Source organism: Streptomyces hawaiiensis, from assembly GCF_004803895.1.
In the GTDB taxonomy this organism is placed as follows: domain Bacteria; phylum Actinomycetota; class Actinomycetes; order Streptomycetales; family Streptomycetaceae; genus Streptomyces; species Streptomyces hawaiiensis.
Genome location: NZ_CP021978.1, coordinates 2,777,847 through 2,798,408 on the forward strand (window position 1 = coordinate 2,777,847; position 20,562 = coordinate 2,798,408).

Annotated in this window: 16 protein-coding genes and 2 pseudogenes; 5 read left to right on the forward strand and 13 right to left on the reverse strand. The window is 70.2% G+C overall.

Translation table 11 applies throughout. The features are described 5' to 3' along the window. The first annotated feature begins 146 nt into the window (after positions 1 to 146). On the forward strand, positions 147 to 2,033 hold the full coding sequence (locus CEB94_RS12835; protein ID WP_175432346.1) for a pyridoxal phosphate-dependent aminotransferase: 1,887 nt from the start codon (positions 147 to 149) through the stop codon (positions 2,031 to 2,033). Positions 2,034 to 2,144: 111 nt separating this feature from the next. On the opposite strand, the gene CEB94_RS12840 is transcribed toward CEB94_RS12835, so the two are convergent. From CEB94_RS12840 to CEB94_RS12860, 5 genes and pseudogenes are all read right to left on the reverse strand, one after another. Continuing rightward, positions 2,145 to 3,581 carry a family 43 glycosylhydrolase gene (locus CEB94_RS12840; protein ID WP_175432347.1) on the reverse strand — a complete coding sequence of 479 codons (1,437 nt, stop codon included), beginning with the start codon at positions 3,579 to 3,581 and terminating at the stop codon, positions 2,145 to 2,147. Then, positions 3,563 to 4,549 (reverse strand): arabinan endo-1,5-alpha-L-arabinosidase, encoded by a 987-nt coding sequence (locus CEB94_RS12845; protein ID WP_175432348.1) that lies wholly within the window; start codon positions 4,547 to 4,549, stop codon positions 3,563 to 3,565. Before CEB94_RS12845 ends, CEB94_RS12840 begins: the two co-directional genes overlap by 19 nt. A gap of 164 nt (positions 4,550 to 4,713) precedes the next feature. Then, the gene (locus CEB94_RS12850) at positions 4,714 to 5,772 is read right to left on the reverse strand and encodes a hypothetical protein (protein ID WP_175432349.1); all 1,059 of its coding nucleotides are present in this window, start codon (positions 5,770 to 5,772) and stop codon (positions 4,714 to 4,716) included. A 20-nt stretch (positions 5,773 to 5,792) separates the two neighbouring features. Then, a complete protein-coding gene (locus CEB94_RS12855; protein ID WP_175432350.1) occupies positions 5,793 to 6,251 on the reverse strand; it encodes a PPOX class F420-dependent oxidoreductase in 459 nt (152 codons plus the stop codon). Positions 6,252 to 6,355: 104 nt separating this feature from the next. Further along, positions 6,356 to 6,845 (reverse strand): annotated as a pseudogene (locus tag CEB94_RS12860) (ATP-binding protein). A gap of 147 nt (positions 6,846 to 6,992) precedes the next feature. Here CEB94_RS12860 and CEB94_RS40860 point away from each other — a divergent pair. After that, positions 6,993 to 7,088 (forward strand): annotated as a pseudogene (locus CEB94_RS40860) (transcriptional regulator); the annotation flags it as partial. A 295-nt stretch (positions 7,089 to 7,383) separates the two neighbouring features. On the opposite strand, the gene CEB94_RS12865 reads toward CEB94_RS40860, so the two are convergent. Continuing rightward, positions 7,384 to 7,938 (reverse strand): YciI family protein, encoded by a 555-nt coding sequence (locus tag CEB94_RS12865; protein WP_175432351.1) that lies wholly within the window; start codon positions 7,936 to 7,938, stop codon positions 7,384 to 7,386. 64 nt (positions 7,939 to 8,002) lie between these two features. On the opposite strand from CEB94_RS12865, the gene CEB94_RS12870 reads away from it, so the two are divergent. After that, on the forward strand, positions 8,003 to 8,785 hold the full coding sequence (locus tag CEB94_RS12870) for an alpha/beta fold hydrolase (RefSeq protein WP_175432352.1): 783 nt from the start codon (positions 8,003 to 8,005) through the stop codon (positions 8,783 to 8,785). A gap of 320 nt (positions 8,786 to 9,105) precedes the next feature. On the opposite strand, the gene CEB94_RS12880 is transcribed toward CEB94_RS12870, so the two are convergent. Beyond that, positions 9,106 to 9,690, reverse strand: a complete 585-nt coding sequence (locus CEB94_RS12880; RefSeq protein ID WP_175432353.1) for a TetR/AcrR family transcriptional regulator — start codon at positions 9,688 to 9,690, stop codon at positions 9,106 to 9,108. A 156-nt stretch (positions 9,691 to 9,846) separates the two neighbouring features. On the opposite strand from CEB94_RS12880, the gene CEB94_RS12885 reads away from it, so the two are divergent. Next, positions 9,847 to 10,722: an NAD(P)-dependent oxidoreductase gene (locus tag CEB94_RS12885; RefSeq protein ID WP_175432354.1), complete on the forward strand. Its 876-nt coding sequence runs from the start codon at positions 9,847 to 9,849 to the stop codon at positions 10,720 to 10,722. A 338-nt stretch (positions 10,723 to 11,060) separates the two neighbouring features. Here the strand turns inward: CEB94_RS12885 and CEB94_RS12890 are convergent, their stop codons facing one another. After that, on the reverse strand, positions 11,061 to 11,714 hold the full coding sequence (locus CEB94_RS12890; RefSeq protein WP_175432355.1) for a DUF4360 domain-containing protein: 654 nt from the start codon (positions 11,712 to 11,714) through the stop codon (positions 11,061 to 11,063). A 303-nt stretch (positions 11,715 to 12,017) separates the two neighbouring features. Next, the gene (locus CEB94_RS12895) at positions 12,018 to 12,476 is read right to left on the reverse strand and encodes an RrF2 family transcriptional regulator (RefSeq protein WP_175432356.1); all 459 of its coding nucleotides are present in this window, start codon (positions 12,474 to 12,476) and stop codon (positions 12,018 to 12,020) included. Between the two features lie 131 nt (positions 12,477 to 12,607). On the opposite strand from CEB94_RS12895, the gene CEB94_RS12900 reads away from it, so the two are divergent. After that, entirely contained in the window at positions 12,608 to 15,580 is a 2,973-nt protein-coding gene (locus CEB94_RS12900) for a glycoside hydrolase family 35 protein (RefSeq protein WP_175432357.1), read from the forward strand. An 18-nt stretch (positions 15,581 to 15,598) separates the two neighbouring features. Here the strand turns inward: CEB94_RS12900 and arfA are convergent, their stop codons facing one another. The 4 genes from arfA to CEB94_RS12920 form a co-directional block, all read right to left on the reverse strand. Beyond that, positions 15,599 to 17,113 (reverse strand): arabinosylfuranosidase ArfA, encoded by a 1,515-nt coding sequence (gene arfA / locus CEB94_RS12905; RefSeq protein ID WP_175432358.1) that lies wholly within the window; start codon positions 17,111 to 17,113, stop codon positions 15,599 to 15,601. Between the two features lie 93 nt (positions 17,114 to 17,206). Further along, the gene (locus CEB94_RS12910) at positions 17,207 to 18,040 is read right to left on the reverse strand and encodes a carbohydrate ABC transporter permease (RefSeq protein WP_175432359.1); all 834 of its coding nucleotides are present in this window, start codon (positions 18,038 to 18,040) and stop codon (positions 17,207 to 17,209) included. Continuing rightward, a complete protein-coding gene (locus CEB94_RS12915) occupies positions 18,037 to 18,975 on the reverse strand; it encodes a carbohydrate ABC transporter permease (protein ID WP_175432360.1) in 939 nt (312 codons plus the stop codon). The genes CEB94_RS12910 and CEB94_RS12915 overlap by 4 nt, the downstream gene beginning before the upstream one ends. Continuing rightward, a complete protein-coding gene (locus tag CEB94_RS12920; RefSeq protein WP_175432361.1) occupies positions 18,975 to 20,330 on the reverse strand; it encodes an extracellular solute-binding protein in 1,356 nt (451 codons plus the stop codon). Before CEB94_RS12920 ends, CEB94_RS12915 begins: the two co-directional genes overlap by 1 nt. Positions 20,331 to 20,562: the final 232 nt, after the last annotated feature.

A 20,562-nucleotide genomic window follows, 5' to 3' on the forward strand; every position in this document is an offset into this window, starting at 1 on the left:
TGGACACAAGTTCTGACCGTTTTCCCGACGGTTGAACAGTGCCACTGTGGCCTCCGTATGAAAGGGCGGCCCGCGCTCCCCCGCGCGGGCCGCCCTTAAACGTCGGGTCCGGCCGTCCCCACGGGCCCGCCTCATACGGAGGTTCCATGGCCGACAACGTCACGTCGCTGTTCCGCAGTACCGCGGCACACAGCCCGTCGATGGCGGCTCTGACACGCGAGGGCGGCGAGGGAGCCGGCCCCGTGGACTTCTGTATCCCCTGCAACCCCTACTTCCCGACCCCGGCCATGTTCGAGGACATGGCGGGCCGGCTGCGCGACATCATCACGTACTACCCGTCCAGCGCCGACACGATCACGGCCGAGCTGTGCAGCCTGCTCCAGCTGCCCCCGCAGTGCGTGGCCATGGGCAACGGCTCGACCGAGCTCATCACCTGGATCGACCACCTGCTGGTCCGCGAGTCCCTCGCCGTCCCCGTCCCCACCTTCGGCCGCTGGACCGACCAGCCCATGGAGACCGGCAAGCGGGTCGACATGTTCCCGCTCCAGGAATCCAGCGGCTTCGCCCTCGACCTCGCGCAGTACGCCGAGTTCATCCGGTCCCGCGGCACGCGCGTCGCGGTGATCTGCAACCCGAACAACCCCGACGGTGGCTTCCTGCACAAGCACGCCATCGTGCAGTTCATGGACGCCATGGCGGACCTCGATCTGATCGTCGTCGACGAGTCGTTCCTGGAGTTCGCGGACGCCGAGGCCGAGCCGTCCGTCGTCCAGGAGGCGATGCTGCGGCCCAACGTCATCGTGCTGCGCAGCCTCGGCAAGAACTTCGGCCTGCACGGCATCCGCTTCGGCTACCTCGTCGCCAACCCGGCGCTCGCGAGCCGGGTCCGCTCGATGCTCCCCAAGTGGAACCTCAACTCCTTCGCCGAGCACGTCGTCTTCATGCTGAAGGAGCACGGCGCCGAGTACGCGCAGAGCCTGCATCAGGTGCGCCGCGACCGGCTCGACATGGCCGGCCAGCTCTCTTCCCTGCCCGGGCTGACGGTCTACCCGTCGCAGGGCAACTTCCTCTTCGTGCGCCTCCCCGTGGGCGCCGAGGGCACCGTCGTCCGGGACCGGATGCTCACCGAGCACCGGATCCTGGTCCGCGAGTGCGGCAACAAGATCGGCTCGTCCAGTCGCTTCCTGCGTCTCGTGGTGCGCCCCCAGGTGGACGTGCGTCGCCTGGTGTCCGGCCTGGAACAGGTGCTCTACGGGACGTCCAGGAGGGGAGCCGCCGTACCCGAGCTGGGCAACGGGACCAGCTACAGCTCGGGTACGGCGGCCGTGGACCGTCTGGTGAGCGAGACGAACGGGTCGGGCATGCGGGGGCTCGCGGCGCAGGCGGTGGGGATGGCCGCGGCGCCGGCCGCCGCCGCGGGGGCCGGCGGGCCGGGGCTCGCCCCGGCCCCGGCGGCGGCGAGTGTGGGCGGACCGGGACTCGCCCCCGCCCCGGCGGCCGCGAGCGTGGGTGGGCCGGGACTCGCACCGGCCCCGGCGGCCGCGAGCGTGGGCGGACCGGGACTCGCACCGGCCCCGGCGGCCCCTGCTCCGGCGCCCGTTCCGGCCACCGGCATCGGCATGCCGCTCCCCGCCGCCGCGTCCGCCGTACCGGCGGGCGTGGGCGGTGGGATGCCGATGCCGGCTGCGGCGCAGATGCCGCAGCCGCAGATGCCCCAGCAGATGCCTCAGCAGATGCCTCAGTCAGCGCCCCAGCCGATGGCCGCCCCGGCACCGCCCCTGGCGCCCGCGGCCCAGGCCCCGGCGTCCTTCCCGGCTCCGGCGTCGGTCCCCGCTCCGGCGCCGGCCCCCGTGCCCGCGCCTTCGCCCATGGCCGCCCCGTTCACCGGGCCCACGCCGCCCGGTGTCCCGGCCCGTGGGGGCCTGACGGCCGCGCAGGTGCGGGGCACGAACGGGCTGACGCCGGCGCCCGCCACGGGGTGGCCCGCCGCGCAGAGCTGGCCCAACGCGGCGGGGATGGGGCAGGCCGGGTAGCGCCTTCTCGCCGTGGGCGGTGCTGTAACGGGCCGGCGCGGGGTCCGTCGTGGCTGTTCGCGCCCACGCGGCGGAGCCGCACATGAAGCACAGCCCCGCGCCCCTGGGGAGCTATACCGCCGTCAGTTTCCATTGCTGGCAGGTGTTGTTCAGCCACGTCCACTGGCGTACGTCCGCGCCGTCCGCCGTCGAGCAGTTGGCGACGTCGGCCACCTTGCCGGTTGCCTTGTTGGTGATACGGACATAACCACCGTCCGTGGCCACGAACTGGAACCGCTGGCAGGTGTTGTTCAGCCAGGACCACTGGCGCAGGTCGGCGCCGTCGGCCGTCGAGCAGTCGGCGGTGTCGAGGGCCTTGCCGGTGGCGACGTTCACCAGACGGTGGGTGTCGTCGCCGAGGTCCTCCAGGCGCCAGCGCTGGTTGGTGTTGCCGTTGCAGGTGTACTGCGCGACGTTGGCCCCGTCGGCCGATGAACCCCCTGTCACCTCCATGCACTTGCCGCTGTTGCGGTTGGTGACGGTGTACGTCGTCGAGGCGGTGGCCGGCTCCCCCGAGGGCCCGGCCTGGCTCGCCCCGAGCCGGACGGGCATGCCGAGGTTCGGCGTGCCGTCGGAGTTCCACGTGAACTTCTGCGCCCGGGTCGTACGGCCGTTGTCGCAGCCCTCCGAGGCGGAGTCGTTGGCGTGGTAGACGATCCAGTTCTCGCGGCCGTCGGGCGAGGTGAAGAAGCCGTTGTGGCCGGGCCCGTACACCCCGTTCGCGTCACTGCGCTGGAAGACGGGCGTGGACTTCTTGGTCCAGGAGGAGGCGGACAGCGGGTTCGAGCCGGTCAGCTCCAGTTGGCCCAGCTTGTAGTCGGGGGTCCAGCAGCCGCTCGCCGAGTAGATCAGGAAGGTGCGGCCGTTGCGCTGGAGGACCTCCGCGCCCTCGTTGACCGTGCCGCCCTGCCGTTCCCAGGCGTGCGTCGGCGTCGAGATCGTCGAGTAGGAGCCGCTGACGGTGTAGGGGTTGGACATCGGGGCGATGACGAGGTTCTGTGTGCCGCCGGTGATCGCGCTGCCCAGCATGTACAGCCGGCCGCCCACGTTCAGCACGCTCGGGTCGAGCATCCACACATCGCTGAGCCGGCCCTTGTAGGTGTACGGCCCCATGGGGTCGGAGCCCGCGCTCTCCAGCACATGGCTGCGCTGCGTCGGGTTGTAGTCGGACACGTTCTGCCCGGCGACGTAGTACAGGTACCAGCGGCCGTTGAGGAAGTGCAGCTCGGGCGCCCAGATGTTGCAGCAGCGGGAGGCGGCGTCGCCCTTCCACACCTGGACGCTGGGAGCGGTGGAGAGCCCGGCGAGGGTGGTGGACTTGCGGATGGTGATGACGTCGGTCCAACTCGTCGTCACCAGATAGTAGTTGCCGTCGTGGTATGAGATCCAGGGGTCGGCGCCCTTGACGGACTTGACCGGGTTGGCGAAGGAGGCGGCGCTCGCGGAGGGCTGGCCGAGGCTCAGCGCGAGCAGTAGGGCCGCCAGCAGGGTCAGTAGGCGACGGGCCATCCGCTGCTCCAGTTCAAGAGGTTGATGCCGAGCTTGGGCGTGCCGCCCGCGTTGCCGTCGTAGTAGTGGTAGACGATCAGGTCGCCGTCGGTGTCCTTCATGATCGACTGTCCGCCGGGGCCGACGACGTTGCCGTGCGACTCCAGGACGGGTGTGCCGCCGTTGTTCATCAGATCGACGCCGTTCCGGTCCCGGTACGGCCCGGTGATGCTCGAGGCGCGCCCGACCTTGACCTTGTACGTCGAACTGGTCCCGTTGCAGCAGGTGTCGTACGAGGCGAAGAGGTAGTAGTAGCCGCCCCGCTTCACGATGAAGGGCGCTTCCACGGCCTTGGTCCCGGTGGGGCGGGAGGCGAGCGAATACCGCGTGGTGCTGCCGGCCAGTTGCTTGCCGGTGGACGGATTGATCTGGATCATCTTGATGCCGGTCCACCAGCTGCCGAACGACAGCCACCACTTGCCGTCGTCGTTCACGAAGAGGTTCGGGTCGATGGCGTTGAAGTCGCTGCCGGAGTTCGACGTGTAGACGGTGCCCTGGTCGGTCCAGCTGCCCGGCAGGCCGGTGCTGGAGGTGGCGAGGCCGATGGCGGAGGTGTTCGAGCCGAACTTCGAGACGGAGTAGTACATCAGGTACTTGCCGCCGTGGTACGAGATGTCCGGAGCCCAGGCCTCCGGGACGGACGAGTAGTTCCGCCACCAGCTCGGCCGGTTGCCGAAGGCGTCGGCGCTGTTCCTGAACGCGGTGCGGTCGCTGGACGCCTTGCCGGAGATGCCGCCACCGGTGGCGTACAGCAGGTACTGCCCGGACGAGGTGCGGATCATCGAGGGGTCGTGCGTGACGACGTCTCCGGTGACCCGGCCGGGGTTGGGGTACGCGGAGGCCGTGCCGGGGATCAACGCCAGAAGGGCGGCGGCGGGCAGGGCGAACAGGGCGGTTCGCCGCCGGAGCGTACGGGGACTGCGGCTCATGCGGGTCCTCTCCTTGCGGTGGGGGTAAGAGCTGCTCGAAATTTCGAACAACATTCGCAAGTTCGAACGGACCGTAGAATCGAACCCCTTGCGCGTCAATGGTCCGCGCAGCAACAGCTGCGCGGACCAGGGGACATCGGCCGAGATCCGAGTGGCCGGACGTGTCAGCCGGTCGGAAGGCCCAGCCCGTAGTACCTGACGTGGTAGCCGTCCACGTACTCGGCCTCACCGCCGACGATCAGACCGGCCGGCTCGCTCACCCCCGCCGCCCTGGCCGTCGCCACGAGCATCGCCGCGAGGGCGGGGCCCTCGGGTTCGCCAGGGCCTCCCGCGTCGACGCGCCACACCGGATCGTCGTCGCGCCAGACCGAGGCCGTACCCGGGTGCTCGGCGACGGTGCCCCAGCCGAGCGAGGCCGCGTCGACGCCGTCCGGGGCGAAGCAGCCGATCGACAGCCGGTCGCCGCACGTGACGTCGAAGAGGAGGGGCGCACCACCGGCGGTCCGCCCGTAGAACGGCATCCCGACACTGATGCCGAGGGCGGTCGCCTCCGCGGGCAGGGCCCCGAGGAAGTCGCCCAGCGACCGGGTGACGGTCTGCCAGCTGCGGGCCGTCCAGCCGCCGGGGAAGCCGAGGCCGGCGTTGGCCGGATCGCGGTTGCTGCCGAAGAAGCCGCTGATCGCATGCTCTTCGCCGATGCCCTGGCGCCAGAACCAGTTCTCGGCCGGGTCGGTGGGCTGCAACACCAGCTCCGGTCCCGCCTTCCCGGCGCGCAGCTCCAGGGTGTCCGGGCTGCCGCGCCAGCGCATGAAGGGGGCGCCCCACAGCGGCCCGCTGTCGTAGAAGGGGCCCATGTCGCCGTGCGAACCCATGACGGGCGGCCGGCCCAGGGCTGCGGTCAGTTCCTCGTTGGCCGCCCGGAAGGCGGCGGCCTGCGCGGCGGCGTCGGGTGCGGCGGTCGCCACCGGCACCGCGAGCTCCACGTACGACTCGCCGTCGGCGTAACGCTCTTCGTAGGTGCCGACGGGACGCAGGCGGGCGTCGCCCGAGGACCGGCCGGTGACCAGGACGGGATGGTCAGCCGTGCCGCCCCGGACCCAGCCGAGCCCGTCCGCCAAAGCCTTCACCCCGTCAGGCGTCCAGCCGCCGGTGTCCGCCGCGAGCAGTCGCCGGGCGAGGTCCGCGAGGGATTGTTCTGCCGTGCTTCCCCGTTGTCCGTTCATGCGCTCATCGTGCCGCGGCCCTATCCCTCGACGTCGAGCGCGGTCCCGTACAGCCGGTCCACCTTCAGCCGGATGACGACGCGCCGCTCGTCGACCAGCTCCTGGAGGAAGGCGTCCTCGTCCTCCGGTGCGGCGCCCGCCGGGATCATCGCGAGCAGCTCCCGGCCGACCGGGTCGCCGGGCTCCCTCGTGACGTCGGAGACCTCGGCGTCGCCCTCCGCGACGGCGAACGACCAGACGTCCCCGCCCTGCACGTGCAACGCCGCACGCGGTTCGCGGCGCAGATGCTTGACCTTGATGCGGTCGGCCGTCGTCGAGAACCGCACCGTGCGGGCCTCGGCGTCCCAGCTGTACAGCATGGTGGTCAGGTGGGGGTGGCCACTGCGTTTGACGGTGGCGAGCGTGCCGAACTGCTGCGCGGCGAGCAGGTCGGAGAGGGCCGCGTCGGACAGGAGGCGAGGTGCCGGTCTCTGAGTCATGACATCGCCAACACCGGTGTGGCGCAGATCATTTCAGGGTGCGCAGATCATTTCAGACCGCCGGGAGGAGTCCGCAGTCGCACTCGCCCTGCCATGCCGCGCACCTACTGACCGGCCGTGACCGTCCGCACCAGGGAAAGCCGGCCCGGCAGGTCGACCTCGGCACGCACGGTCTTCCCGGGCGACGGCTTCCGCTCCAGGACCTCCCACCGGTCGGCGAGCGCGGCGACGAGGGACAGTCCCCGGCCGTGTTCGTCGAGGGGCCCCGGCTGCTCCACGCCGCGTGGCCCGGGCGGGCTCGGCGGCCCGCTGTGCGTGTCGGTCACCTCGACACGGACGCTGCCGCCGACGAGCGACAGCCCCAGCTCGAAGTCCCGGCCCGGCACGCGCCCGTGCGTCACGGCACTGGCGGCGAGCTCGGAGACGATCAGGGCGACGGCGTCGGAGGCGTCCGAGTCATAGGGGGATGCCCCAGGTGTGCAGCCGGCCCACGGCCAGGTGCCGGGCCAGGCGGGCGCCCCGGGGAGTCGCGCTGAACCGCTGCACGAACACACGCACGGTGACGGCAGGTTGGGGAGTGGCAGGTGCTGTCATGCGGCCAATCTCCCGCGCCGGAACCCGACTGTGCGAGGCCGGAGCCGCGTACGGCGGGCCAGCGTACGCGGTCACGCACGGGACAGTACTGGTGACGTGCCGTGACCGTGGCGCGGGGGAGGTGATTCGACGGTGGTCGATGGCGCGATGGGGACGGGCACGGGCGGCGAGCCGGAGCCGTCGGACAGCTTGCGGACGTTCGGGGCGGTGGTCCAGGGCTTGCGGGAACACGCCGGGCAGTCGCCTTCGGCGATCGGCCTCCGGCCGACCCTTGCCCCAGGCCGCTCCAGCCCGTGAGAGAGGCGAACGAGCGACCCGAAAGGCGGGTGACCCAGGCCTGCCGGTCCCTCCGGTGGGCCAAGGAGCCGCTCGCTCGCTTCTCTCCCGTGCTGGAGAGAGCCGAGTCAAGGGTGGCCCGCAGGGCCATCGCCGAAGGCGACGCGCAGCGCCCTTTACTCGGCTCACGGAAGCACGACACTGCCCAAGAAGCGGGCGGGCCCACCAGCACCCAAAAGCGGGGCAGGGCCGGCTCCCGCTCTCACCGCCGCCCGCCGAACTCCCAGTCGTGCACCTCGACGTCGGCGTACCGGCCCGGGGTCAGCACAGCGCGCGCCGCCTCCCTGTCCGGGGCCCGGAGCAGGGCCGCCGTACCCAGCCAGACAACACCGTCGTCGGACAGCAGCGGCCCGTACGCGATCAGTTCGTCCCGCAAGCCGCCGCCCGGCACATCCGGATCGGCGCCTGTCCCCGAGCCGAACCCGAGAACGAGGTACCGCTTCCCGCCTGTCCGTCCACCGGGAAACTCCCACATCGTCCGCCCCAGTACATTCCGCCACCGCCGCAACAGCACGTCCCGGTACACCCCGGCCTGGTAGTTGGGCTCGTCGAAGGCGAACGCGCGGGCGGCGGCGACATCCGGCAGGTCGACGATGTGCACGCTGCCGGTGGGCGTCTCCCCGTCACCCGCGAAGGTCGGCCCGCGGGCGATCAGCTCCGCCTCGTACCGGTCCATGTAGGCCCAGTGCGCCTCCCCCAACTCCTCACGCAGCGGCAGGGAGCCGGGCCGGTCGCGGTGGTAGCAGAAGAACTCCATGGCTCATCCAACCTCAGTGGCTACTCTCATGTCTCCCAACGTCGTAACCGCAGGAGAGCAGACCGTGCGCAGCGCCGCCGTAACCCCCGAGGGCGACCGAATCCGCTGGGTCGAACTGCCGGGGCAGGAACCGCCACGCGTCTACCTGCACGGACTGGGCGCCACATCACCGGCCTACTTCACTTCCGTCGCGGTCGACCCGAAGCTGACCGGGCACCGCTCCCTGCTCCTGGACCTCCTGGGCCACGGCATCAGCGACCGCCCGACGCACTTCGACTACACCCTGGAATCACACGCCGACGCCCTCGCCAACGCCCTGACGGCGGCGGGCGTCTCGGCCGCCGATGTGATCGCCCACAGCATGGGCGGCTCGGTGGCGATCGTCCTGGCGGCCCGCCACCCCCACCTGGTCTCCCGCCTGGTGCTCGTCGACGCCAACCTCGACCCCATCCCACGCGCGCCGGGCTCCTCGGGCAGCAGTGGCATCGCCGCCTACTCCGAGGAGGAGTTCGTGACGGGCGGCGGCTGGGAGGAAGTCCGCGACCGGGTCGGCGAGCACTGGTGGTCCACGATGCGCCTGGCGGGCCGCGAGGCCCTGCACCGCAGCGCGTTCCACCTCACCCGCGGCACGGTCCCGACGATGCGCGAGCTCCTGCTGGATCTGAAGATCCCCCGCACCTTCCTGCTCCCCGAGGCCGACGGCCCGCTCCCGGGCGCCGACGCCCTCACGAAGGCCGGGGTGTCCGTCGTCGCGATCCCTGACTGCGGCCACAACATCATGCTGGACAACCCGGAGGCTTTCATCACCGCCACGGCCGCGGCCCTCACACCTCAAGCCGAGAACTGATCACTCGGACGACCGGCCGGGTGCACAGTCGGGCAGCAGCGGCATCGCCGCATTGCACGCGCTGGTTCGGGCGAGCCGTGCGGCGTCAGTGCCTTGGTTGTCGAACCAGCTTCTTCTGCGGCACCACCGATGTCCTCCTGGCCGCCGACCGCGACCCCATAGGGGGTCTTTCGGGGCTGCCCGTGCGGGAGGGGGTGCGTGGCGAGTCAGATGCCGAGCATGGTGTTGAGGTCGTCCAGGGACTTCACCGTCACGTAGTCGTAGCCGTGGGTCACCGGGTCGTAGCGCGGTCCAGCAGGATCAGGTTGCACACGTGGTCCTTACGAGCGGGGCGCTCCGTACGAACCCACCAGGCGGGCCAGTTGTCGGCCCGTCACCCGTAGTGGTTCCTCGCTGCGGTTGACCTGGGCCGTCACTTCGGCGCCTTCCAGGGCGCTGATGATGGTGGTCGCCAACTCCCCGGCGTCGCGGACCTGGAAGCCGGAGCGTAGGAGCCTCTCGGTGACGATCTGCTCCCAGCTGCGCAGCGCGTCGGCGCATGCCTGCTGGATTTCGGAGTCGGTTCCCAGGGTTTCCAGTGCCGCTGCCGTGACCGGGCAGCCGTCGGTCCAATCCGATGCGCGCAGTCCTTCGGCGAGCTGTCCGGCGCAGGCTTCTACGGCCGCGCCCGGGGCCTCCTCGCTGTTCAGAGCGTCGCGGAGGACCGCCGCGAACTCCCGGTCGCTGTACTTGATGGCGGCGACCGCGACGGCCTCTTTGCCGCCCGGGAAAAAGTGGTAGACGGAGCCCAATGTGGCCTCCGCCTCCTTGGCGATCTGCTTGATGCCCGTGCCGACATAGCCCTGGCGCTGCAGCAGGCGCGCTGCGGCGATGACGATCCGGTCCCGGGTGCTGGCCTGTCCCATGCGCACACCCTACTGGTTAGAACGTTCATTTTAGAGCCGTGCTACATTGCTCCATGCTCTGGATAGAGCGCTCGTTTTAGTCTCATCCTCGTTGCGGCACCGGCTCGTGCCGGGGCGGCGGTTGGTCGTGAACACATCCCGCGGAGGTCTTCCCAAATGAGCATCAAGCAGTCTGTGACGGTCATCGGACTCGGCCCCATGGGGCAGGCAATGGTCCACGCCTTACTCCGGCAGGGACACCACGTCACCGTCTGGAACCGCACTGCGTCCCGTGCCGATGCCCTCGTCGCGCGCGGCGCTGTACTCGCAAAGAGCGTCGAAGACGCCGTCGCCGCCAACGAACTGGTCGTCCTGAGCCTCACCGACTACGACGCGATGTACACCGTGCTGGAACCGGCGTCCCACGTCCTGACCGGCCGCGTCCTCGTCAACCTCAGCTCCGACACCCCGGAGAAGACCCGCAGTGGGGCACGGTGGGTGTCCGAGCGCGGCGCGGTCCACCTCACCGGCGGTGTCACTGTTCCGCCTTCCGGCATCGGGCAGCCCGAGTCGTCCACCTTCTACAGCGGGCCGCGCGAGGTGTTCGAGGCACACAGGTCCACCCTCGAAGTCCTGACCGGCACGGACTACCGGGGCGAGGACCCTGGCCTGGCCGCGCTCCTGTACCAGATAGGCATGGGCATGTTCTGGACATCCATGCTCAGTTACTGGCAGGCCATCGCCCTCGCCGACGCCAACGGACTCACGGCGGCAGACGTCCTCCCGCACGCCACCGAGACCATGACCGGGATGCCGGGCTTCCTCTCCTTCTACGCCGAGCGCATCGACGCCGGCGAGCACAGCGGCGACGTGGACCGCCTCGCCATGGGTATGGCCAGCGTCGAACACGTTCTGCACACCAACGCCGACGCGGGCGTCGACACCGCGCTTCCGGCCGCCGTAGCCGCTCTGTTCCGGCGCGGCATGGACGCCGGGCATGCGGCAGACAGCTTCTCCAGCCTGGTGGAGCTGATGAAGGCGGCCAAGCCATAGTCGCAGCTCGACGAAATCCTCTGGTCTGAACATGACCAGCAGGGGTGACCTGACCCACGCTGAGTGGGCCGTGCTGGAGCCGCTGCTGCCGTCGACCGACAACCGGCGGCCGCAGCACAGAGGACTCGGACGCCGATAGGGTCCCGGACGGCGGAACCGGCCCGGCCTCACTGGGCTCGACCGCCAACCGGGCCGCAGGAGCGGTCCGCTCGGTCCGCCCGTCGTGGTCGGCTCGGGTGGATGGCAGGCGATCAAGGCGATCTCCTGAACGCAGCACCAAGGGTGGCTCACCCGGCTCGCCCGACAGCGGGCCCGCTGAGCCACCCCCGTTCACACCGTCACGACTTCTTCGGGCACTCCTTCCACGCCAGGTGGTACACCGTGCTGATGTCCCCGTCCGTGGAGTCCATGGTCATGAAGCTGACCTTGTCGGCCGACTGGGTGCCGGCGTTGACCCGGAGTTCGGTGTTGATGTTGAAGTTGCGCTGGACTCCGCAGGGTGCGTAGACCAGTTGGGCCCAGTCCGTCTCGTCGGTGGCCTGCCAGTTGTCGTTGAGGGGGCCGCTGAAGGGGTGGTTCTTGTAGACCGTGCTGGGCGAGCCCTGGAAGTAGTACGAGGCCCGCTGGCTCGCGCTCGCGCCGCGCTGGAGGGAGGCGAAGCCCCGGTAGTCCGCGCTCGCGATGGCGTAGGTGAAGCCGCCGGGGACGTGTACGACCAGGCTGAGCTGGCAGTTCCTGCGGAACGCGGTCGGATCGGAGTTCCCGCCGGCCTGGGCGAGGTAGTCGCTGTAGGTCACCGTGAACGCCGTGTTGTCCTCGGAGACGGCGACCGCTGCCGTGCCCTGCGGACAGCCGGAGCCGTTCACCGTGGCAACCTTGATGATGATCTTGTCCGGGGGCGGGTCGTCGAACCCGGAGGACGGGGATTGCGCGGGAAGTGCGCTGGTGAGCAGCGCGGCGATCGCGCCGCTCAGGAGCAGGCCACCGGCCATGGTTCTCCCATCCGTTCGTGGGGGGTGGATCAATGCACGAGATTGGACATGGGCATGTCAAAGTGACAGCGCATGCACTCCCGACCTATGACCATTCCATGAAGGAGATGTGAACTTCGGGAGCGGTCGCATCGTACGCAGGGCGGCAGGGGTCGGCCAGGTCGCTCTCCGGCCATTCACACTGGCGGGAATTCACCGGGGCACCGGCAGGCGCATAGGGTGCGTTGCACCAGTGCGTCAGACCGAGGACATCCCGAGGACGGAATGAGGATCACGCACAGCGCCGCGCACGGCCGCCGCCCCTCAGGGGTTCTCCCAGGCCGCCGGTTCCGCCGCCAGCCGCTCCACCGGCTCCGGCAGCGCCCCGGCCGCGAGGTCGGCGATCGTCACGCCCTCCAGGATCCTGCGCACATTGGCCCGCAGGGCGATCCACAGCGGCAGCAGCGGCTCGGCGGTGCCGGAGTAGGCGAGGCCGGTCGGCCGCTCGCCGCGCACCGAGACGATCGGCCCGTCCACGGCCCGGATCACATCCGCGACCGTGATCTCCGAGGCATCCCGGGCCAGCCGGTAGCCGCCGCCCCCGCCGCGCCGGCTGTCGACGACACCGGCGCGCCGCAGATCGCCGAGGATCCCCTCCAGGAACTTGTGGGGGATGTCCTGCGCGGTGGCGACGGCCTCCGCCTTGACCGGCCCCTCCCCCTGCCGGACGGCCAGCTCCACGACCGCTCGTACCGCGTAGTCCGCACGTGCCGAGATCCTCATAGGACCATTGTCGCCGTCACCCTGTAGACATTGAGCACACGCACCACCCACCACATGCACCACGCACCACCTCCAGCACCGCATCACGCACCACGCACCACGCACCGCAAGGCACAACAGGAGGCGCTCCCTTGGAGCTCAGCAGGCGTACCTTCCACGCTCTGGCCGGCACGGCGGCCCTCGGCTTCGCGCTGACCGGCAGCGGGTCGCCGACCTCCGCCAACCCGGCACGCCCCGCGCCCACGGGCCCGCCGCCGCCGGTGCCGAGCGCGGACGGCAGGCCGCACGAGATCGGCTTCGACCACTACTCGCTGCTGGTCGACGGCCGTCGCCTGGTCCTCTGGTCGGGCGAGATGCACCCCTTCCGGCTGCCCAGCCCGTCGCTGTGGCGGGACGTGCTGGAGAAGATGCGCGCCCACGGCTACAACGCCGTCAGCGTCTACGTCGCCTGGAACTACCACTCCCCCGCCCCCGGCCGGTACGACTTCACCGGCGTGCGCGACCTGGACCTTTTCCTGCGGACGGCCGCCGAGACGGGGATGTACGTGATCCTGCGGCCCGGCCCGTACATCAACGCGGAGGTCGACGCCGGCGGCTTCCCCGGCTGGCTGACCGCCACCGAGGGCCGGGCCCGGACCTCCGACCCGACGTACCTGCGCTACGTCGACGAATGGCTGACCGCCATCAACGCCATCGTCGCCAAGCACCTGTTCACACGGGGCACGGGCACCGTCCTGCTCTACCAGATCGAGAACGAGTACGACGCGCACGTCGACGAGCCGTCCGGGCGCGCCTACATGTCGTACCTGTACGAGAAGGTCCGCGCCGACGGCATCGACGTGCCGCTGTTCCACAACGACAAGGGCAGGAACGGCTACTGGGCGCCCGGCTCGTTCGGCACCGGCGGTGAGAAGGGGCGCTGGCTGTACGGGTTCGACGGATACCCGGAGCCGGGCGAGGTACCGCCGGACTGGGGGTCGTTCGGGACCGGCGGCAGGAAGGGCGGGGCCACGGCCAGCCCGAAGACGCCCGGGTTCGTGCCCGAGTTCGGCGGGGGCTGGTTCGACCCGTGGGGCGGGTCCTGGTTCGACGGCAAGGGGTACGCCGAGGCGCGCCGGACCCGGGACGCGGCGTACGAGCGGCGTTTCTACCTCACCAACCTCGCCAACGGCATCACCCTGCACAACGTCTACATGACGTACGGCGGCACCTCCTGGGGCTGGCTGCCCGCGCCGGCCGTCTACACCTCCTACGACTACGGCGCCGCGTTCGACGAGGCCCGCAACGCCACCCCGAAGCTCGCCCCGATGCACCAGATCGGGCAGTTGCTGCGGTTCGTGCCCGACCTCGCCAAGCTGGACCGGGCGAAGACGGTGCGGGCGGCCGACGAGCGGATCAGGGTCTACCACCTGGCCAACCCCGACACCGGGGCCCACTTCTACGTCCTGCGCAACGACTCCGGCGAGGCGGTCTCCTCGACGCTGCCGGACGCCGGGATCGACGTGCCGGTCACCGTCCCGGCCCGGGACGCCAAGCTGATCGCCGCCGGTCTCAGGCTCGGGAAGCGGACGCTGGTGCACTCCACCGTGCAGCCCATGGTGAGCCTGACCGCCGGACGGCAGGACATCGCCGTGTTCACGGGCCGCCGGGGCGAGATGGCACAGGTCGTCCTGGAGTGCGCGGACGAGCCGACGCCCATGCGGCTGGACGCGGAGCCAGCCTGGGCGTACAACCTGGGCAAGCTGAACATCACCGCTCCGCTCGGCGCCGGCGGGCTGAGCCGGGTGCGGGTCGAGGGCGACGGTGTGGACACGCCGATGCTGGTGCTGTTCGCCGACGACGCGACCGCCCTGCGGCTGTGGCCCTACGAGACCCCGTCCGGCCCGCTCCTCGTCTACGGCCCCGCCCTGCTGCGCTCGGCCGAGCTGCGCGGCTCCACGGTCCATCTCACCGGCGACACCACCGGGCAGACCGGCCTGGAGGTGTGGGGGCCGCGCGGGATCACCCACGTCACCTGGAACGGGCGCCCGGTCCCCAGCCGCTTCAGCGCCTCCGGCAGTCTGCTGGCGCTGCGGCCGCTGCCCGGTGTGGCCCGGCCGGCCCTGCCGGCCCTGGGCCGCTGGCGGCGGCGGAGCGGGAACCCGGAGGCCGAGCCGGACTTCGACGACTCGGCCTGGACGACGGCCGACAAGGAGACGACCTTCAGCACCACGCCCGTGCCCGACGGGCAGCCCGTCCTGTTCGCCGACGACTACGGCTTCCACTACGGCGACGTCTGGTACCGGGGCGAGTGGACGGACGCGGACGGCGTCGAGTCCGTGTCCCTGGCCTACAGCACGGGCACGCAGGGCCTGCTGATGGCCTGGCTGGACGGCGAGCCGCTGGGCACGCACCGGATGCCGGTTCCCGACAAGGAGCGGGCACGGCAGGGGACGTGGACCGCGAAGGCGGCCTTCGACCTGCCGAAGGAACTGCGGAAGAGACTGCGGGAGGAGGAGCCCCGGACGCGGCACGTGCTGTCCGTGCTCGTGCGGCGGATGCAGCACGACATGGACGGCGAGGCGCTCGACACGCACAAGGCCGCACGCGGACTGACCGCTGTCACCTTCGAGGGCGGCTCCCCCGAGGTGACGTGGCGTATCCAGGGCGCCGCCGCGCCGGATCCCGTGCGCGGTCCGATGAACAACGGCGGGCTGCACGGGGAGCGCGAGGGCTGGCATCTGCCCGAGTACGACGACAAGGACTGGGAGGACGCTGGACTCCCCCGGGCCGACCGGCGCCAGGGCGTCGCCTGGTACCGGACGGGCTTCCGGCTGGACGTCGCCCCCGGCGTCGACGCCTCGGTCGGACTCGTCCTCGACGACGACCCGGGTCGGGCCTACCGCGTCCAGATCTTCCTCAACGGCTGGAACATGGGCCAGTACATCAACGACGTAGGCCCGCAGCACACCTTCGTGCTGCCGAACGGGATCCTGCGCACACGGGGGGCCAACACACTGGCGTTGGCGGTGTTGTCCGACGGGACCACACCCTCCGGGCCGCGGGATGTGCGGCTGACGCTGCTGGGCGCCGCGGCCGGAGGGGTACCCGTGAAACCGGTGTGACCGGATCGGCCGGGGCCGTCACGCCAGCCGGATCACGTTCCAGGACAGCGGCTCCAGGACGGCGCTCAGTGTGCCGTCCCGGAGTGCCGTGCCGTCGACCGGGTGGAGGGCGACCCGCTCGGGGTCGTCGAGGGTGTTGCGGGCGTCGGGGTCGGCGTCCGCGAGGGCGCTGTGCTCGACGACCCGTGTCAGGTCCAGGCCGCTCAGGGCCACTTCGAGCGGCAGGGCGTCGGTGCGGCTGCGGTTGACGGCGAAGACGGTGACGGTGCCGTCCTCGGCGCGCACGGCGGTGGCGTGCAGCAGGTCGGTCTCGCCGTACTTCTTCGTCTCGTGCTTCGGCGAGTCCACGCGGACGTCCAGGACCTGGCCGCGGCCGTACCGCGCCGCCTGCGCGAACGGGAAGAACGTGGTCTGCCGCCAGGCCGGGCCGCCGGGCTCGGTCATGATCGGCGCGATGACGTTGACGAGCTGGGCGAGGCAGGCGACGGTGACGCGGTCGGCGTGCCGGAGCAGGGCGATGAGCAGCGAGCCGAAGACGACCGCGTCCAGCACGCTGTAGTTGTCCTCCAGCAGGCGCGGGGCCTCGGGCCAGTCGTCCTGCTCGAAGGTCTTGGCGCGGGCCTCCCACTCGGGCAGGTACCAGACGTTCCACTCGTCGAAGGAGAGGTTGATCCGCTTCTTCGACTTCAGCCGGGCGCCGACGTGGTCGGCGGTCGCGACGACGTTGTCGATGAAGGACTCCATGTCGACGGCGGAGGCCAGGAAGGAGTCGAGGTCACCGTCCTCGGGCCAGTAGTAGGCGTGCAGCGAGATGTAGTCGACGAGGTCGTACGTCTCCTTGAGGACCGTCGCCTCCCACTCGGCGAAGGTCGGCATGGACTGGCTGGAGGAGCCGCAGGCGACGAGTTCGACGCCGGGGTCCAGCTGGCGCATGGCCCGGGCGGTCTCCGCGGCGACCCGGCCGTACTCCTCCGCCGTCTTGTGGCCGGTCTGCCAGGGGCCGTCCATCTCGTTGCCGAGGCACCACAGCCGGATGCCGAAGGGGTCCTTGTCGCCGTGGGAGACGCGCAGGTCGGACAGGGCGGTGCCCGCCGTGTGGTTGGCGTACTCCTGGAGTTCGAGGGCCTCGGCGACTCCGCGCGTGCCGAGGTTGACGGCCATCATCGGCTCGGCCTGGGGGCCGATCTTGCGCAGGAAGTCGATGTACTCGGAGAGGCCGAAGCGGTTGGACTCCGTCGAGTGCCAGGCGAGGTCGAGGCGGCGGGGGCGGTCCTCGGCGGGGCCGACGGAGTCCTCCCACTTGTAGCCGGAGACGAAGTTGCCGCCGGGGTAACGGACGGCGGTGACGCCGAGTTCGCGGACGAGGTTCAGGACGTCCTGGCGGAGGCCCTTGTCGTCGGCGGTGGGGTGCTCGGGTTCGAAGATGCCGGTGTAGACGCAGCGGCCGAGGTGTTCCACGAAGCTGCCGAAGAGGCGAGGGTTGACCTCGCCGACTGTGAATGCGGGGTCGAGGGTGAAACGGGCGGTGTGCATGGTCGCCTTTCGGGGTGGGTGGTTCTGTTTCAGCGGCGGCTGCGGGTTTGTGGGGGCTGGTCGCGCAGTTCCCCGCGCCCCTGGGTTCGTCTACTACTGGCCTGCCAAGCCCGTGTGCGCGACGCCGGCCACTATCTGGCGTTGGAAGAAGACGAAGACGATGATCAGTGGCAGGCCCGCCATCAGGCCGCCGGCCATGAGCTGGGCCCACTGGATGCCGTAGGAGTTCATGACGGTCGCGATGCCGTTCGGCATGGTCATCAGGTCCGGGTTGTTGGTCACCATGTACGGCCAGAGGAAGTTGTTCCACGAGGCGATGAAGGTGAAGATGCCGACCGCGGCGAGGGAGGGGCGGGAGAGCGGCAGGACGATGGTGAAGAAGACCCGCCAGCGGCCCGCGCCGTCGATGAACGCGGCCTCCTCCAGTTCGCGCGGGATGCCCTGGAAGAACTTGTAGAGAATGTAGACCATCGCGGCGGGTGCGCACTGCGGCAGGATCATGCCCCAGTAGGTGTCGACCATTCCCATCTGCTGGACCGTGGTGAACAGGGGGACGCCGAGGACCGCCGGGGAGATCATCAGGCCCGCCATGACCACGCCCATCAGGACGCTCTTGCCCCGGAACTCGGTGCGGGCGAAGCCGTAGCCGGCGAGGGCGCTCACCAGCAGGACGACGGACGTCACGCAGACCGAGACGACCAGGGAGTTCACGAACCAGTTGGTGATGTTGCCGGACTCGAACAGGGCCTTCCAGGCCTGGCCCGTCCAGTCCTCGGGGAGCCAGTGCGGGGGCACCTCGACGGCCTCGGTCTCCGACTTGAGCGAAGTGAACAGGCCCCAGGCGAACGGGGCGAGGAAGAGGATCGACACGGCCGTACCCAGGAGGGTGAGCAGTATCTGGCTGGGCGTCCACGCCTTGGTGGTCATCGGGCGGTCTCCTCACGGTTCCGCAGCAGCCACATCCTCGCGAAGGCGACGGCCGCGATGATCACGAAGAAGATGACGGAGATCGCGGAGGCGTAGCCCACGCGGTAGCTGGTGAAGCCCTCTTCGAGGGTGTACTGCACGAAGGTGCGGGTCGACCCCTCGGGTCCGGGGAGGAAGTCCGTCATCACGACGGCCTGGTCGAAGATCTGCAGCGAGGCGAGGACCTGGAGGGCGATGACCAGGCCGGTGATGCTGCGCAGCATCGGCAGGGTGATGTGGACCATGCGGTGCCAGGCGTTCGCGCCGTCCAGCTTGGCGGCCTCGTAGAGGTGGCCGGGGATGCCCTGGAGGGCGGCGAGGTAGAGCAGGAAGCTGAAGCCGACGGTCCACCACAGGGTCGTGATGACGATGGCGAGCATCGCGTAGGACTTGTCGGTCAGCCAGGGCGTCTCGGTGCCGAACACGTGGTTGATCATGCCGGTGCCGGGGTTGAACAGCCACTGCCACAGGTTGGCCGCGACGGTGGACGGCAGCAGGAACGGGGCGAAGAAGCAGAGCCGCCACAGCCACTTGCCGCGTTCGATGTGGTGGGCGAGCATCGCGAGGAGGAAGGCGAGGACGGTGATGCAGGGGACGACCAGGAGCGTGAAGTACGCGCTGTGGCCGAGGGAGTCCCACACCAGGGGGTCGTTCAGGGCCTCGCGGTAGTTGTCGAGGCCGACGAAGCTCGCGCCCTCGCCCGTGATGTTGGCGTCGGTGAAGCTGAGGTAGACGCCGCGCAGCAGCGGCCAGATCACGAACAGGGCGAAGAGCAGCAGGAACGGGGCGACGAACCAGCCGCCGTGCTGGAAGCCCTGCTTGCGGCGGAGGGTGGCGCTGCCGGCGGCGGTCTTCGCGCGTGCGGGGGCGGCGATGGTGTGGGCGCTGGCCGCCATCAGGCGGCACCTCCTTCTGCGGCTGTCTTCCCGTCCATGGGGTTCTTCGTGGCCAGGAGCTGGGTCAGCGTCTTCTTCATGCGGTCGGCCGCGGCCTCCGGCTTGGCGGAGCCCATCGTCGAGGAGACGACGATCGGGCCGACGCGCTGGGCGAGGATGCCGGTGGAGCCCGCGAACCACACCTTCGGCTCGGTGGCCTGGTGGTCCATGGCGGAGACGTACTCGCTCTGCGGGTCCAGCTTCTTGTACGCCGCCGTGGACAGGGTGGGTGTGTACGCGGGGATGTGGCCGCCCGCCGCCCACTGCCGGGCGTGCTGGACGACGTAGGCGGCGAGTCGGTGGGCGGCCTCGTTGGTGGCGCCGCCGCGGTCGGACTGGTGCGGCAGGACGAAGGAGTGCGACTCGGCGTGGGTGGCCTGCCGGCCGAAGACGGGCGGCAGTGGGGTCGCTCCGTAGTCGAGCTTCGCTCCGGAGTAGACGGGGACCGACCAGTTGCCCTCCCAGACGAAGGGGGAGCCGTTGATGAACTGTTCGGCACTGGCCGGGCCCCCGAAGCCCGGGTTGGAGTACCCGTCGGTGACGTGCCGGCGCAGGAACTCCAGGACCTGGACGGCCTTGTCGGTGTCGAAGGCGACCTCGGTCTTCGCGGCGTTGAACCAGGTGCCGCCGAGCTGGGTGTAGAAGGCGACGAAGAACCACCACTGGAAGTTCTGGTCGCTGTTCCACAGGCCGATGGTCTGAAGCCCCTTCTTCGTGGCCCGCTTGGCCTCCTTCAGGACGTCGAACCACTCGTCGGTGGAGGTGACGGGCACGATGCGGCCGTCGGAGCCCAGCAGCCCGGCCTTCTTCAGCACGTCCTTGCGGTAGAAGCAGAGCTGGACGTGGATGTCGAGCGGGAGGGCGTAGAGCTCGCCGTCGATGACGCCGCGCTTCCACAGGGTGGGGTTGTAGTCCTGCTCCCGTACGCCGTATTCGGCGAGCAGGCCGACGTCCCAGGGGTCGAGGAGGCGGCCGGGTGCGAAGCCGGTGACGCGGCCCAGGTGCATGACGCCGAGGTCGGGGGCGCGGTTGCCCGCCGCCGCCATGGCGAGTTTGGTGTAGAAGGGGCTGCCCCACTGGAGCGTGGAATCCTTGACGGCGATGTCCGGGTTGGCCGCACGGAAGGCGTCCAGCATCGCGATCATGTTGGAGCCGTCGCCGCCGCTGAAGAGGTTCCAGTAGCGCACCCGTGCGTCGGCACCGGAGGCGAGCGCGTCGGCTCCGGTGCCGAGCGCGGCGAAGCCGAAGCCGCTCGCGACGGAGAGTCCGCCGAGCCCGCCGAGAAGCTGCCTGCGATTCAGGCCAGGTCGTCCCATGCCCCGCCCTTACGGTCGAAGATCAAAAACCGTTCGATATTTCGGATGACGCTCGTTACTTCGAACGGGACCGTAAATTCGAAGCGCTTGCGCGTCAATGGCCCGGCCCGATTTCGGTCGGGACTTTCCGGGCGGGAACGGTCGTTTCCCGTTGAACATCGGACGTCGGATCGCATGACGCGCACACTTTCGGGCGCGTAGTCTCGGACCTCCGACAGGCCGTCGGCCGGCG